The sequence below is a fragment of the Clostridium sp. FS41 genome, assembly GCF_000954015.1.
Lineage (GTDB): Bacteria > Bacillota > Clostridia > Lachnospirales > Lachnospiraceae > Enterocloster > Enterocloster citroniae.
Genome location: NZ_JYHN01000017.1, coordinates 65,268 through 81,238, shown reverse-complemented (window position 1 = coordinate 81,238; position 15,971 = coordinate 65,268). Strand labels below are relative to the sequence as shown.

Here is a 15,971-nt window from a genome sequence, read left to right as displayed (position 1 = left end):
CCAGAGGAATTTCCCATGATATTAAAAAGCACAATCCACTCCATGGGGAACGGGTTGTGCTCTTTTTGGAAAGCCCTAACAGGCAGGGAGAAAAGCCTGTCTTATACTAATTTCTGGAAATACTCATATCCGCCGTTTTGGTATTTCTGCACCAGCTTCTGGATCTTCTCCGTTGGGGAGAGAGATGCGCTGATGGAGCGGTCATGGTTCAGGGCGTTGATGATAGCCGCCATATACTTGCTCATGTCAGCTTCCAGATACCATTCCCTCTTTAACAGTTCCTGGTTGCGGTAATTCAGGTTGGTGGTAATCACATAGTCCAGGTAGCCCTGGGTATAGAATTCGTCAAACTTCTCAAGGCCGTTGGTAAAGAGGCCGAAGGTACAGCATACAATGACCTTGCCTGCTTTGCGCTCCTTCAATTCCTTACAGGTATCCAGCATGCTCTCACCGGAAGAGATCATGTCGTCAATGATCAGGACAGTCTTTCCTTCCACGGAGGCACCAAGGAATTCATGGGCCACAATAGGGTTGCGTCCGTTAATAATCTGGGAATAATCACGGCGCTTGTAAAACATACCCATATCCACGCCCAGGTTGTTGGCCAGGTACACGGCCCGGTTCATGGCTCCCTCGTCAGGGCTGATGATCATCAGGTGCTCTTTGTCAATCTGGATGCTGGAGTCATGTGCAAAGAGACTCTTCACAAACTGATAAGTAGGCATGAAATTGTCAAAGCCGATAAGGGGGATGGCATTCTGCACGCGTGGGTCATGGGCATCAAAGGTGATGATGTTCTCCACTCCCATGGCTGCCAGCTCTTCAAGCCCCATGGCGCAGTCCAGGGATTCGCGCTTGCTGCGCTTGTGCTGACGGCTTTCGTATAAGAAAGGCATGATCACATTTACCCTGTGGGCTGTGGATACACAGGCACCGATCACCCGTTTTAAATCCTGGAAATGGTCATCCGGTGACATGTGGTTGGTATAGCCGCTGACCATGTAGGGAATGCTGTAGTTCATCACATCCACCATCACAAAGACATCGGTACCGCGGACGGATTCACCGATAACGGCCTTTCCTTCTCCTGTGCCGAATCTTGGGCAGCTGCAGGGAAGAAGGTAGGAATCCACGTCATAACCGCGGTAATGCAGATCCTCCTTGCGGCGCATAAGCTCTTCCATATCATTGCGTCTAAACTGTACAACATGGTCATTTACCTTGGATGCCAGTTCCTGACAGCTTTCCAGTGCAGCGATTTTTAGCGGCGCAACAGGAAGGGAATCGTTGAATACATAATTGTTAGCCATGATAGCTGTGCTCCTTTGTTAAATAAGTAAATAAATACTAATACTCGTATGTTGTCAAAATACCACATATGATTTATACCATTTTTTATTTGGCCCGGTCAAGGGGTTGCGGGTATTTCTTCAAAAAATACAAAATATTTTCAGAAAAAGAACTTGCCATTTACAAAAAAGGGCAATATTGTTATTATATAAGTTATATACTGATGGGATTGGTGCGGATTCAGAAAATGCTTTACAAGTAAGGGCACGTATAGTAAAATCAAGCGGATATGACTTTGCGCAGGTATTGTTTCATCCTGAAAACGGGCAGGCGCAGAAGGCGTGCATGGAAGGCGTGCCGGTGCAGAATATAGATATGAGGGGTATGAACCGGATGGAGTCTGGCAGGAAGACAGTGAGGACCAGCTGCGAGTGCTGTGGGAATTACGTATATGATGAGGAAAATGACTACTATATCTGTGAAGTGAATCTGGATGAGGATGAGATGGGACGCTTTCTGAGTAATACCATGTACCAGTGCCCTTATTATCAGTCCGGGGATGAATACCGGATCGTGCGCAAGCAGATATAGGCAGGGCAGATAAAAGAAAGCCGGATAAAAAAGCAGATACAGGCAGATTGAAAGAGAGGAAATAAGATGAGCAAACCAGTGGTTGCAATCGTGGGAAGGCCCAATGTGGGCAAGTCCACGTTGTTTAATGTGATAGCAGGAGATACCATCTCCATTGTAAAAGACACACCGGGAGTGACCAGGGACAGAATCTATGCTGACTGTAACTGGCTGGATATGAACTTTACACTGATCGACACAGGGGGGATCGAGCCTGACGCCAGGGATGTCATCCTTTCCCAGATGAGGGAGCAGGCGGAGATAGCCATTTCCACTGCGGATGTGATCATTTTTATCGTGGATGTGCGCCAGGGTCTGGTGGATTCCGATGCAAAGGTGGCGGACATGCTGCGCAAGTCCCATAAGCCTGTGGTGCTGGCCGTGAACAAGGTGGACAGCGTGGCCAAGTTTGGCAATGATGTCTTTGAATTCTATAACCTGGGGATCGGTGACCCTGTACCGGTATCGGCTGCTTCGCGCCTGGGGATCGGCGATCTGCTGGATGAGGTGGCAAAGCACTTTGACGGTACGCAGGCGGAGGAGGAAGATGATGACCGTCCGCGTATAGCGGTGGTGGGCAAGCCTAATGTGGGTAAATCTTCCATTATTAATAAGCTGCTGGGAGAAAACCGGGTGATTGTAAGCGACATTGCCGGCACCACCCGGGATGCGGTGGACACGGAGATCATTCACAACGGCACCCCCTATGTGTTTATTGATACGGCAGGACTGCGCCGCAAGAATAAAATCAAGGAAGAACTGGAGCGGTACAGCATCATCCGTACGGTTACGGCCGTGGAACGGGCTGATATTGTGGTGATTGTCATTGATGCCACCGAGGGCGTGACGGAGCAGGACGCCAAGATCGCAGGGATTGCCCACGAGCGGGGCAAGGGTGTGATCGTGGCGGTGAATAAGTGGGATGCCATTGAAAAGACGGATAAGACCATTTACGAGTACACCAATAAGATAAAGAATACATTATCCTTTATGCCCTATGCGGAATACATTTTTGTTTCCGCCCAGACAGGACAGCGCCTTCCAAAGCTGTTTGAGCTGATTGATGCGGTGCGTCAGAATCAGACACTGCGCGTGGCTACAGGAGTACTCAATGAGATCATGACGGAGGCAGTTGCCATGCAGCAGCCGCCGTCAGACAAGGGAAAAAGACTTAAGATTTACTATATGACCCAGGTGGCTGTGAAACCGCCCACATTCGTGATCTTTGTGAATGACAAGGAACTGATGCATTTTTCCTATACCAGATACCTGGAGAACCAGATCAGGAATGCCTTTGGATTCAAGGGAACTTCCCTAAAGTTTATTACCCGGGAACGCAAGGCAAAAGAGCAGTAAGCCAGACAAGGGGGGATAAAGGAATGGAACGTATCATATGTTTAGTTATGGGATATGTGTTTGGACTTTTTCAGACCGGTTATCTTTATGGCAAGTATAAGGGGATCGATATCCGCCAGCACGGAAGCGGAAACTCCGGAAGCACCAATGCCCTGAGGGTGATGGGAGTGAGGGCGGGACTCATTGTATTTCTGGGAGACTTTTTTAAGACAGTGATCCCCTGTTTTCTGGTAAGGATCCTGTTTGGAAGCCAGCCGGATTATCTTTATGTGTGGATTCTATACGCCGGATTCGGAGTCATACTGGGACATAACTTCCCGTTTTATCTGAATTTCAAAGGCGGTAAGGGAATTGCGGCAACTGCAGGAATTGTCACCTCCCTGGACTGGAGGCTGATGCTGCTGTGCCTGGCGGCATTTGTCCTGGTCGTGGCTGTGACCAGGTATGTATCCCTGGGATCTCTTATTGTATCCACCATTTTAGTGGTCTGGAATGTGGTGATGGGACAGATGGGAGCCTACGGACTGTCTGCTGCGGCCAGACCGGAATTTTATGGTATCTCCGCAGTGATCGCCGCCATGGCCTTCTGGAGGCACAGGGCTAATATTGTAAGGCTGGTGCAGGGCAAGGAGAATAAAGTAGGCGCAAAAAAGAAATAAATAACTGAAAATGGACGGTGAAGTTATGGCATCAATTGGTGTAATTGGAGCAGGTACATGGGGAACCGCGCTGGCTGTACTGCTGAGCGGCAACGGACATCAGGTGATCATCTGGTCGGCGATACCGGAGGAAGTGAGGGAACTTAAGAAAACACACACTCACAGGAATCTGCCGGATCTGCATATTCCGGAATCCATCGGATTCACAGAAGATCTGAAGGAAGCAATGGAGGACAGGGATCTTCTCATCCTGGCAGTGCCCTCAGTCTTTGTGCGCGGCACGGCGCAGAAGATGAAACCATATATCAAGAAAGGCCAGGTTATTACAAATGTGGCAAAGGGGATCGAAGAGAATACCCTTATGACATTGTCGCAGATCATTGAGGAAGAACTGCCGGAGGCTGAGGTTACAGTGCTTTCAGGACCCAGCCATGCGGAGGAGGTCAGCAAGGGGCTTCCCACCACCTGTGTTGCAGGCGCCCACAAAAAACATGTGGCGGAGTTTGTGCAGGGTATATTCATGAGCCAGGTGTTCCGCGTTTATACCAGCCCTGACATTCTGGGAATTGAACTGGGCGGAGCTTTAAAGAACGTGATCGCTCTGGCATCCGGCATGGCTGACGGTCTGGGCTACGGGGATAATACAAAGGCGGCCCTGATCACCAGGGGGATTGCGGAGATATCACGTCTGGGCACGGATATGGGAGGCAGGATGGAGACATTTGCAGGTCTTACGGGAATCGGGGACCTGATCGTTACCTGTGCCAGCATGCACAGCCGTAACCGGCGTGCCGGTATCCTCATTGGCAAAGGTTACACCATGGAGGAAGCCATGGCTGAGGTGAATATGGTGGTGGAAGGAGTATATTCCGCCAAGGCAGCACTGGCCCTGTCTCGGCAGCACCATGTTTCCATGCCCATTGTGGAGCAGGTCAATGCCATCCTGTTTGGGGGTATGCCAGCCAAGGAGGCGGTGCTGGAGCTGATGCTCAGGGATAAGCGGATTGAAAACTCCGGATTGGAATGGGAAGAAGAGTAAGATCAGAGAGTGAAAACAAACATATTTTCCTGGGATAGCAGGGGAGGGAAGGCCTGAATATGGTCCCCTCCCCTAAAAATTGGTTCATTTTGAGGAAATACAGCAAATTTTAGGATAATTTTTCTGCAAATCCCTAAAATCGACTTAATATTTTCATGAAAAGGTTGACAATCTCTTCCGGACTACCTATAATATAGAAAGCTTTACATAGAAAGTCCATGATAATACAGCGATGCTATGGATCGTGGAACGTAAGGAAAAGCAAGAGGAGGAAACATTTATGAAGAAGAGATTATTTAGTCTTGGCCTGGCAGTGGCCATGGCAGCTTCCCTGACAGCGTGCGGAGGCTCCAAGACAGCAGAAACAACCACAGCAGCACCGGCTGCTGAGTCAAGTGCGGCAGGGGAAACCACAGCGGCAGGTGAGGCGGCAGAAACCACAGAAGCAGCCGGCGGCGTGATCAAGATCGGCGGAATTGGGCCGACTACCGGCGGTGCTGCAGTATACGGCCTGGCTGTTCAGCGCGGTGCCCAGCTGGCAGTGGATGAGATCAATGCCGCAGGCGGAATTAACGGTGCTCAGGTTGAGTTTAAATTTGAAGATGATGAGCATGACGCAGAGAAATCTGTCAATGCCTATAATACGTTAAAAGACTGGGGTATGCAGGCTCTTATGGGAACCGTTACCTCTGCTCCCTGTATTGCGGTTGCTGATAAGACGGCCTCTGACAACATGTTCCAGATCACACCATCCGGTTCTGCTGTAGAGTGTGCGGCAAACCCCAACGTATTCCGTATCTGCTTCTCCGATCCGGATCAGGGTGCAGCTTCCGCCAAGTACATTGGTGAGAACAAGCTGGCTTCCAAGATCGCTGTTATCTATGACAGTTCTGATGTATATTCCAGCGGTATCTATGAGAAGTTTGCTGAAGAATCCAAAAACCAGGGTCTTGAGATCGTTGCAGCAGAAGCATTTACCGCTGACAGCAACAAGGATTTCTCCACACAGTTACAGAAGGCAAAGGATGCAGGCGCCGAGCTGGTATTCCTGCCTATCTACTATACAGAGGCTTCCCTGATCTTACAGCAGGCTGACAAGACAGGATTTGCTCCTCAGTTCTTTGGATGCGATGGTATGGACGGTATCCTTCAGGTTCAGAACTTTGACACCAAGCTGGCAGAGGGCCTGATGCTTCTTACACCATTTGCAGCGGATGCTTCCGATGATTTGACCGTTAACTTTGTAAAGAGCTACAAGGATGCATACAATGAAGTTCCTGTACAGTTTGCAGCTGATGCCTATGATGCGATCTACGCCATCAAGGCAGCAATGGAAGATGCAGGCGTGACATCTGATATGGATGCAAGCGCTATCTGTGATGCACTTAAGACCTCTATGCTGAACATCAAGCTGGATGGACTGACCGGCGAGGGTATGACCTGGACAGAGGACGGCGAGCCTCATAAGGCACCTAAGGCTGTTAAGGTTGTGGACGGAGCTTACACAGCAATGTAATTGCAGCGATTGCAGATCATAATGCGAAACCCAACAGAGGGTTGTCTCGATGACAACCCTCTTGTTTATAGTAAGTTTCTGTGATATATTAATTTCAGTATTCTGCCGCTTCATAGTGGTAAAATAAAAAAGACTTCAGACAAAGAGGTGTAGGTATGGGCTTTATTAACTATTTGATCAACGGCGTCAGCCTGGGCAGTGTATATGCCATTATAGCTCTTGGGTATACAATGGTTTATGGGATCGCCAAAATGCTGAACTTCGCTCATGGCGATGTTATTATGATTGGCAGCTACGTGGTATTTGTCACGGTCAGCACCATGGGATTTCCTCCCATGGTAGGGGTACTGGTGGCAGTTCTGGCCTGTACGCTGCTGGGTATGACCATTGAGCGGATCGCTTATAAGCCCCTGCGCGGCGCCTCTCCTCTTGCAGTACTTATCACGGCCATTGGTGTCAGTTATCTGCTGCAGAATGTGGCACTGCTTATATTTGGCGCGGATACGAAGTCATTTACATCTGTTGTTACTATTCCGGCCATCAAACTGGCGGGCGGACAGATGACGATCACAGGGGAGACCATTGTCACCATTCTTTCCTGTATCGTTATTATGATCGGTCTGACCACATTTATCAACAAATCCAAGGCAGGGCAGGCCATGCTGGCTGTTTCGGAGGACCGTGGGGCAGCTACCCTGATGGGGATCAATGTCAACGGCACCATTGCCCTTACGTTTGCGATCGGCTCCGCACTGGCTGCCGTTGCAGGCGTGCTCCTGTGCTCGGCTTACCCGTCCCTGACTCCCTATACCGGTTCCATGCCGGGCATCAAAGCCTTTGTTGCTGCTGTGTTCGGCGGCATCGGCTCTATTCCCGGTGCATTTATTGGCGGGATCCTCCTGGGTGTAATCGAGATCCTTGCAAAAGCATACATATCCTCACAGATGTCGGACGCCATCGTGTTCTCTGTGCTGATCATTGTGCTGCTTGTAAAGCCCACCGGTATTCTGGGCAAGAAGATTAATGAGAAAGTGTAGGTGCCGGTATGAAGAGTAACGCAAAGCGTAAAACATTTATCAATAATATGATCACTTACGGAATGGTGGCGGCAGCCTATGTCATCATGCAGATCCTGGTGGGTACAGGCCATGTGTCCAGCCTGATGAAGGGACTTTTAGTTCCCTTCTGTATCTATGTGATCATGGCTGTTTCCCTGAACCTGACTGTTGGTATCCTGGGTGAACTGAGCCTGGGCCATGCAGGATTTATGTGCGTGGGCGCATTTGCAGGCGCCCTGTTTTCCAAGTGTATGAAGGGGGTTATTGACCCCACCCTGGGAATGGTGATCGCCATTATCATCGGGGCTGTCACAGCAGCAGCCTTCGGCATACTGATCGGTATTCCGGTACTGCGCCTGAGAGGCGATTATCTGGCCATTGTAACCCTGGCATTCGGCGAGATCATCAAGAACCTGGTAAACGCCGTTTATCTGGGACGTGACACGGCAGGATTTCATATTTCCTTTAAGGATTCCATGTCCCTGAACCTGGAGGAGGGCGGCGAAGTGCTGATCAAGGGGGCCCAGGGAATTACAGGAACGCCCCAGACCGCTACCTTTACCATTGGAGTGATCCTGGTTCTGGTCACCCTGTTTATAGTGATCAATCTGGTGAATTCCAGAGCGGGACGCGCCATCATGGCGATCCGCGACAACCGGATCGCAGCAGAGTCCATTGGTATCAATATCACAAAATATAAGCTGCTGGCTTTCTCTGTTTCCGCAGGTCTGGCCGGTGTGGCGGGCGTACTGTACGCCCACAACCTGACCACCCTGACAGCGCTGCCCAAGAACTTTGGATACAACATGTCCATTATGATCCTAGTGTATGTGGTTCTGGGAGGCATTGGAAGTATCCGGGGATCGGTGATCGCAACCGTTATCCTCTACCTTCTTCCGGAAATGCTCAGGGGACTCAGCAACTACCGTATGCTCATGTATGCTGTGGTGCTGATCCTTGCCATGCTCTTTAACTCCGCGCCGCAGTTTGTGACCATGCGTGAGCGTGTGGCAGAGAAGTTCAGCAGGAAAGATAAGAATCCGGCAAAGGAGGCGGCATAACATGGCATTACTTGAAGTAAAGAATTTAAGCATTTCCTTTGGCGGACTTAAGGCAGTTGACAATTTCCAGATCAGTATTGATAAAGGGCAGCTCTATGGCCTGATCGGGCCTAACGGCGCCGGAAAGACCACGATCTTCAATCTGCTTACGGGCGTATATAAGCCGGATGCAGGAAGCATAGAGCTGGACGGCGTCAATGTAACGGGAAGAAAGACCACGGAGATCAATCAGGCAGGGATTGCAAGGACGTTCCAGAATATCCGTCTGTTTAAGGATCTGTCCGTGCTGGACAATGTAAAGGCGGGACTGCACAATCACTACAAATACTCCACGGCGGCCGGTATCTTCAGATTGCCAAGGTATTATAAGACAGAGAAGCAGATGGATGAAAAGGCCATGGAGCTGTTACAAGTATTCGGGCTGGATCATGAATGTGATTACAAGGCATCCAACCTGCCATACGGCAAGCAGAGAAAGCTGGAGATAGCCAGGGCGCTTGCCACAAAACCCAAACTGCTTCTTTTGGACGAGCCTGCGGCAGGTATGAATCCCAACGAGACAGCAGAGCTTATGGAAACCATCCGTTTTGTGCGGGACAATTTTGATATGACGATCCTTCTCATTGAACACGATATGAAGCTGGTAAGCGGAATCTGTGAAGAACTGACCGTACTGAACTTTGGCCAGGTCCTTTGCCAGGGTGAGACCGGCATGGTCCTGCACAATCCGGAAGTAGTAAAAGCGTATCTTGGTGAATAGGAGGAGAGGTTATTATGGCTATGCTTGAAGTCAGAAACCTGGAAGTATACTATGGTGTGATCCAGGCCATAAAGGGAATCTCCTTTGATGTAAACCAGGGAGAGATCGTAGCGCTTATCGGTGCCAATGGGGCAGGAAAGACCACCACCCTGCACACCATTACCGGTCTGATCAGCGCAAAATCAGGAAAGATCATTTACGAGGGAACGGATATAACCAAGGTTCCCGGATATAAACTGGTCAATATGGGAATTGCCCATGTGCCGGAGGGCAGGAGAGTGTTTGCAACCCTTACGGTTCTTCAGAACCTAAAGATGGGAGCTTACACCAGGAAAGACAAGGAAGAGATAGACAGCACCCTTAAAATGATCTACAGCCGTTTCCCACGTTTGGAGGAGCGGAAGAATCAGCTGGCCGGAACCCTTTCCGGCGGCGAGCAGCAGATGCTTGCAATGGGACGTGCCCTTATGAGCCATCCCAGGATGATTGTAATGGATGAGCCCTCCATGGGACTCTCACCCATTTACGTAAACGAGATCTTTGATATCATCCAGAAGATCAACGGGGACGGGACTACTGTGCTTTTAGTGGAACAGAATGCGAAGAAGGCCCTCTCCATCGCCAACCAGGCATATGTTCTGGAGACAGGCAATATCGCCCTCAGCGGGGATGCCGGGGAACTTATGAATAATGATCAGGTAAAGAAAGCATATCTCAGCGAGTAACATGTAAAGATATGGGACCTGACGGGGGAACGGGGACCGGATCAAGACCGGTTCCTGTTTTTGTATTTCGGGAAAAACACTGCAGATGAATAAAGTTTATTTTACCCCATTTTTTAAAAAGTTTGGGGAGTCCGTTTTCGGATATTGAAATTGACCGCCATATATGCTATATATAGATTACCGCCTGTGATCGAGACAGTAACTTAACGATCAGAACACCTGGATTTTCACCCGGGTGTTTTATATTCTTGTTTACTCTCGGAGACTCCGAGCGTAAACTCTTCGGAAAGGAGGGAAGAGATGCTTGATAAAAGGGATTTAGAGATGATCCGTATTATTATGAAGGAAGAGATTTCGGCTTCTGAGGAACGCATGGATGTACGCATTGATACACGTTTTGCAGAGCAGGAGAAGCGCATTGATGCACGTTTTACAGAGCAGGAGAAGCGCATTGATGCACGTTTTGCAGAGCAGGAGAAGCGTATTGATGCACGTTTTGCAGAGCAGGAGAAGCAGTTTAATAATCGTATAGAGGAGCTGTCTTTAGACTGGGATATACGTTTGGATCTGCGTTTTGCCGCTTCAGAGAACCTGATCCTTGGTGAATTGGACCGGGTGCACATGAATCTGCAGTCCCAGTTGGACGATATGCGCAGCAGATTGGATGAACTGACAGAGTATTACAGGATCAAGAAGCTGGATAATGTCAACCAGACACTTCTCCTGCAGATGATACAGGAAGTAGAGAGAAGGGTGGAAGCCCTGGAAAAGAAAAGTGCATAATCAGCCCGCAGTTTACAGCGGGTTGGAGTTCAGATATCTATCTAATCTTTGTTCTATTTTTGGTTTTATCCGTTGTTTCATATAATTATTCAAAGGTTCCCCTGCCCACTGAGGGTAATCCCATTTTATTAATATTAAGCAATAATTCTTTATCATACCCCTGATTCACAGCGCATATATTATAAAAGCATAGCAAGGGGGTATATTTATGGACAATTTTAATGTATACAAGGATATTCAAGCGAGAACAGGCGGAGAAATTTACATAGGCGTAGTAGGGCCGGTCCGGACAGGTAAATCTACCTTCATTAAGCGGTTCATGGAACTGCTGGTGCTTCCTGCCATGGAGGATGATAACCTGCGTAATCTAAGCCGGGATGAACTTCCCCAGAGTGCTGCCGGAAAGACCATCATGACAACGGAACCCAAATTTATTCCCAAAGAGGCGGCTAAGATCAGTCTTGCGGACGGCATTGAAGCCAAGGTGAGATTAATTGACTGTGTGGGATTTATGGTGGAAGGTGCCGCGGGCCATGTGGAGAACGGAGAGGAACGCCTGGTGAAAACACCATGGTTTGACTACGACATTCCCTTTACACAGGCAGCGGAATTAGGCACCAGAAAAGTCATCAACGACCACTCCACCATAGGGATCGTGGTGACCACAGACGGCTCCATTGGCGAGATCAAACGACCCGGGTACATGGCGGCTGAAAAGCAGACCATTGATGAACTTAAAAAGCTGGGAAAACCGTTTGTAGTCCTTCTCAATTCCATGAAACCATATTCCGATGAGACAGCCAAACTGGCCAGAGAGATGTCGGAAGGTTATGGCGTATCGGTGCTTCCGGTAAACTGTGAACAGCTGAAAAAAGATGATGTATTCCATATTCTGGAAAAGGTGCTGAAGGAATTTCCGGTAACGGAAATGGATTTCCATATTCCAAAGTGGCTGGAAATCCTGCCGGCTACCCATTGGCTGAAGGCCCAGGTCATTCAGGCTGCCAAGGGAGTGATCCAGAAGGTAAGCCATATGAAGGATGTTGCGGGTGAACTGGCTGAACAGCGCACCGATACCATCCGCTCTATGAATGTAAAAAATATGCAGATGGCGGACGGCCGCGTGGCCGTGCAGGTGGATATGGATGACAGCTACTATTACCAGATCCTCAGCGATTATGTAGGCCTGCCCATTGAGGGTGAATATCAGCTGATGCAGACACTCAGCAGCCTGGCCAACATGCAGAAGGAGTATGAGAAGGTACAGAATGCCCTGACCCAGGTGCGGTTAAAGGGCTATGGTGTTGTAACCCCGGAGCGCTCAGAGATTGTCCTGGATGAGCCGCAGGTAATCAAACACGGCAATAAATATGGGGTGAAAATGAAGGCTGAGGCGCCGTCCATCAACCTGATCAAAGCTCACATTGAGACGGAGATCGCCCCCATTGTGGGCAGCGAACAGCAGGCCCAGGATCTGATTACATATATTAAGGAAAATGCAAGGGAGAGCGATGACGGGATCTGGAACACCAATATTTTTGGAAAATCCATTGAGCAGATCGTGGAAGACGGGATCCAGGCAAAGGTTTCCCAGATGACAGAGGACTGCCAGTTAAAGCTTCAGGACACTCTCCAGAAGATCATCAATGACAGCAATGGCGGAATGATATGCATCATCATATGAAATCAACATTGGCCCAGGGAAATGTTGAAAGCATGACATTTCACAGAAAATTGTGTAAATATAACGATACTATTTGCATTCTTATTGAGAATATGGTATACTGTACCAAGAATTGACAGAATATTCGCGGAGTAAGACTATATAGTACGCAGAGGGGAGAATGCAGATGAAACTAACATTTATCGGGGCGGATCATGAGGTGACAGGGAGCTGCCATTTCCTGGAGGTTGGGGCGTCAAAGGTATTAATTGACTGTGGCATGGAACAGGGAAACAATGTCTATCAGAACGCGGAATTGCCTGTGAGCTACCGTGAGATCGACTATGTATTCCTGACCCATGCCCATATCGACCATGCAGGCATGCTGCCCTGGATCTATGCCAGGGGGTTCAGAGGACAGGTGATCGCCACTTATGCAACCGTGAATCTCTGTAATATCATGTTAAAGGACAGCGCCCACATACAGGAGATGGAGGCTGAGTGGAAGAACCGCAAGGCCCGCAGAGCCGGCCGCGTGGAGGTGGAAGCGCTCTATACAATGGAGGATGCGGAAAGCGTCCTGAAACATTTTGAGGGAGTGGCTTACGGCCAGGAGTTTAAACTCAATAACGACCTGACCCTGCGGTTTACAGACGTGGGCCATCTGCTGGGCTCTGCCTCCATTGAGATCTGGGCAACGGAGGACAAAAAGACAAAAAAGATCGTGTTTTCCGGTGATATCGGCAACAAGAACAAGCCTTTGATCAGGGATCCCCAATATATTAGTGAAGCGGATTATGTGGTCATGGAATCCACTTATGGCAACCGCTACCACAAAAAGGATGTCAACCATGTGGAAAGCCTGGCCCGTATCATCCAGGAAACACTGGACCGCAGCGGCAATGTCGTGATCCCCGCATTTGCAGTGGGGCGTACCCAGGAATTGCTGTATCTCATCCGCCACATCAAAGATGAGAAGCTGATCCAGGGGCATGACGGGTTTGAAGTTTATGTGGACAGTCCCCTGGCAGTGGAGGCCACCCATGTGTTTAAGGAGAATATGATGGAGTGTTATGATGCGGAAACCAAGGCATTGGTGGAACGCGGAATCAACCCCATTGATTTTCCGGGACTGAAGCTCTCCATCACCAGTGAAGAATCCAAAAACATCAACTTTGACATGACGCCTAAGGTGATTATATCTGCTGCCGGCATGTGTGATGCGGGACGCGTCCGCCACCATCTCAAGCACAACCTGTGGAGACAGGAGTGTTCCATTGTGTTTGCAGGTTACCAGGCGGAAGGTACCCTTGGCCGGGTGCTTCAGGACGGCGCCCAGACGGTGAAGATCTTTGGCGAGGAGATTGATGTCAGGGCTCATATTGAAACCATGGACGGCATCAGCGGCCATGCGGACAGGGACGGACTGATCACCTGGATCTCATCTTTTGAGAAACGACCTGGCTATGTATTTGTAGTCCACGGGGACGAGGAGTCCTGCACTTCGTTTGCAGATGTTCTTAACACCCAGCTGAAGCTGGCTGCCAGGGCACCCTACTCCGGTTCCCAGTATGACCTGATCAGGGGATGCTGGATCAAGGAGGCAGAACCTGTGCTGATCGAAAAAGAAACAGCAGCAAAACGTAAGGCAACCGGCGTGTATACGCGCCTTGTGGATGCGGGCAGGCTTCTTATGGATGTGATCAGCCGTAATCAGGGCGGCACAAATAAAGACCTGGTTCATTTTACAGAACAGATACTGGCCCTTTGTAATAAATGGGACAGGTAAAGACAGTACAGACAGGAGACATTGATACATGAGTAAAGTACAGATATATACGGATGGTTCGGCCCGAGGCAATCCTGACGGCCCGGGAGGTTATGGGACAGTCCTGCATTTCACAGACAGCAAAGGACAGCTTCATGAGAAGACCATGTCCGGCGGTTATGTGCGCACCACCAACAACAGGATGGAGCTGATGGCCGCCATTGTGGGGCTGGAAGCGCTTAACAGGCCCTGTGAGGTACAGCTGTATTCCGATTCCAAGTATCTGACCGATGCGTTTAACCAGAGGTGGATCGACAGCTGGATCGCAAAGGGGTGGAACCGGGGGAAAAGTGGTCCGGTGAAAAATATTGACCTGTGGAAGCGGCTTTTAAAGGCAAAGGAACCGCACCGTGTGGAATTCATCTGGGTCAAAGGACATGCAGGCCATCCGCAGAATGAGCGCTGTGACCAGCTGGCAACTTCGGCAGCTGACGGCAGCGGACTAATGATAGACGAGGGTCTTGAAAATTGATTTTTCTCAACATACCTGGGGCTATGCCCCGGCGCTGAGGGAAAGGCCGATACAGACAGATAACTCCGGACCGTGATCCGGAGTTTCTTACATATCTCTTACAATCTATTACTCCTTTTGTCTGCATATTCCATTTCCCGATTTTTTGTGATAATGTTATTACAAGACAATGGCAGGGAAGTGTGACTATGAAAGATAAACGAATATGGATTGTGATTGGCTGCATTCTGGTCATAGGCACTGGTGTTACCCATTACACCAAATATTATGTGAAAAACCAGGCATCAGTAACAATGGAGGCAGCAGCATCGGCAGGTGATATCCCTGCAGGAGCACCCAACCCTGCGTCTGCTCCTGAAGTACAGGATAGGGCGGCGGAAGGAGGAGCGGCTCCAGGGGCGGCTGCGGGAGGAACGGCTGCAGAGAAAGCCGTTCCGTCTGAAAGGAGCTTAAGCTCGGCTGCATCGGCCCCCCCGGGACCCGGCGCAGCACCGGCGGCTGCGGCCGATGGAATGGAGGAGTCCCACGCAGATGAAACCATGGCTGCATCTGATGAGACAGGCGCTTCAACAGAGGCGGCAGAAGCAGAAGCTGCCCAGATATATTCAGATGATGATGTCCCGGTGGAGGCAGTACCCATATCGCCTCTTACAGGAGCCAAAAACGGGGAGATCAGGTCGTATCGGATGGTTGATTACAAGCAGCGCCTTATGGACCTGGATACCCAGATCCAGAAGATGCGGGAGCAGGAAACAGATTCCAATGTCTACTCTATCAAAACATCAGCCGAGACAGAACTGAAGATGTGGGAAAGCGAGATGAACACCATCTATAATTCACTTCTTGAGTCTCTGGGCGATGAGGAGGCTGCCAAACTGGCGGCAGAGCAGCAGGATTGGATGAAAAGCAGGGATGCCAAAGCGGCGGAGAGTTCAGGAAAGAACAGCGTATCAGTGGAGGGCATCGGATACGCGGCCACCCTGGTAAGTCTTACAAGGGACAGGGCATATGAGCTGGCCGGGCGGTATGAGGATGCAAACGGAGTGAAGACCGCTCCCAAGGAAGAAGCGTCCACCTCAGTGTCGGGCCAGTAGGCATAGGGAACGCAGATCCAACCAGATAGGATGAAGC

Annotated in this window: 15 protein-coding genes; 14 read left to right on the top strand and 1 reads right to left on the bottom strand. The window is 49.7% G+C overall.

The features are described from left to right. Positions 1-101: 101 nt before the first annotated feature. Complete coding sequence (locus tag CLFS41_RS02420; RefSeq protein WP_007864217.1) at positions 102-1,310, bottom strand: ribose-phosphate pyrophosphokinase; 1,209 nt, start codon at positions 1,308-1,310, stop codon at positions 102-104. 373 nt (positions 1,311-1,683) lie between these two features. On the opposite strand from CLFS41_RS02420, the gene CLFS41_RS02415 reads away from it, so the two are divergent. The 14 genes from CLFS41_RS02415 to CLFS41_RS02350 all read left to right on the top strand — a co-directional run bounded on the left by CLFS41_RS02415 (position 1,684) and on the right by CLFS41_RS02350 (position 15,934). Further along, entirely contained in the window at positions 1,684-1,881 is a 198-nt protein-coding gene (locus CLFS41_RS02415) for a DUF6472 family protein (RefSeq protein WP_040416804.1), read from the top strand. Between the two features lie 66 nt (positions 1,882-1,947). Continuing rightward, entirely contained in the window at positions 1,948-3,276 is a 1,329-nt protein-coding gene (gene der / locus CLFS41_RS02410) for a ribosome biogenesis GTPase Der (RefSeq protein ID WP_007864220.1), read from the top strand. 23 nt (positions 3,277-3,299) lie between these two features. After that, positions 3,300-3,935 carry a glycerol-3-phosphate 1-O-acyltransferase PlsY gene (gene plsY / locus CLFS41_RS02405; protein WP_007864221.1) on the top strand — a complete coding sequence of 212 codons (636 nt, stop codon included), beginning with the start codon at positions 3,300-3,302 and terminating at the stop codon, positions 3,933-3,935. Positions 3,936-3,960: 25 nt separating this feature from the next. After that, positions 3,961-4,974, top strand: a complete 1,014-nt coding sequence (locus CLFS41_RS02400) for an NAD(P)H-dependent glycerol-3-phosphate dehydrogenase (protein WP_007864222.1) — start codon at positions 3,961-3,963, stop codon at positions 4,972-4,974. Between the two features lie 280 nt (positions 4,975-5,254). Beyond that, entirely contained in the window at positions 5,255-6,490 is a 1,236-nt protein-coding gene (locus CLFS41_RS02395; protein WP_007864223.1) for an ABC transporter substrate-binding protein, read from the top strand. Positions 6,491-6,645: 155 nt separating this feature from the next. Continuing rightward, complete coding sequence (locus CLFS41_RS02390) at positions 6,646-7,527, top strand: branched-chain amino acid ABC transporter permease (RefSeq protein ID WP_007864232.1); 882 nt, start codon at positions 6,646-6,648, stop codon at positions 7,525-7,527. 8 nt (positions 7,528-7,535) lie between these two features. Beyond that, entirely contained in the window at positions 7,536-8,609 is a 1,074-nt protein-coding gene (locus CLFS41_RS02385) for a branched-chain amino acid ABC transporter permease (protein ID WP_007864235.1), read from the top strand. Between the two features lies 1 nt (position 8,610). Beyond that, complete coding sequence (locus CLFS41_RS02380; protein WP_045091340.1) at positions 8,611-9,369, top strand: ABC transporter ATP-binding protein; 759 nt, start codon at positions 8,611-8,613, stop codon at positions 9,367-9,369. A gap of 14 nt (positions 9,370-9,383) precedes the next feature. Further along, positions 9,384-10,094, top strand: coding sequence for an ABC transporter ATP-binding protein (locus tag CLFS41_RS02375; protein WP_007864241.1), 711 nt, complete (start codon positions 9,384-9,386; stop codon positions 10,092-10,094). Between the two features lie 300 nt (positions 10,095-10,394). Further along, positions 10,395-10,877, top strand: a complete 483-nt coding sequence (locus CLFS41_RS02370) for a hypothetical protein (RefSeq protein ID WP_045091339.1) — start codon at positions 10,395-10,397, stop codon at positions 10,875-10,877. A 208-nt stretch (positions 10,878-11,085) separates the two neighbouring features. Further along, on the top strand, positions 11,086-12,561 hold the full coding sequence (spoIVA, locus tag CLFS41_RS02365; RefSeq protein ID WP_007864249.1) for a stage IV sporulation protein A: 1,476 nt from the start codon (positions 11,086-11,088) through the stop codon (positions 12,559-12,561). A gap of 166 nt (positions 12,562-12,727) precedes the next feature. Next, on the top strand, positions 12,728-14,329 hold the full coding sequence (locus CLFS41_RS02360; protein WP_347467348.1) for an MBL fold metallo-hydrolase: 1,602 nt from the start codon (positions 12,728-12,730) through the stop codon (positions 14,327-14,329). A gap of 28 nt (positions 14,330-14,357) precedes the next feature. Continuing rightward, the gene (gene rnhA / locus CLFS41_RS02355; RefSeq protein ID WP_007864266.1) at positions 14,358-14,840 is read left to right on the top strand and encodes a ribonuclease HI; all 483 of its coding nucleotides are present in this window, start codon (positions 14,358-14,360) and stop codon (positions 14,838-14,840) included. A 188-nt stretch (positions 14,841-15,028) separates the two neighbouring features. Beyond that, entirely contained in the window at positions 15,029-15,934 is a 906-nt protein-coding gene (locus tag CLFS41_RS02350) for a lysozyme inhibitor LprI family protein (RefSeq protein ID WP_045091337.1), read from the top strand. Positions 15,935-15,971: the final 37 nt, after the last annotated feature.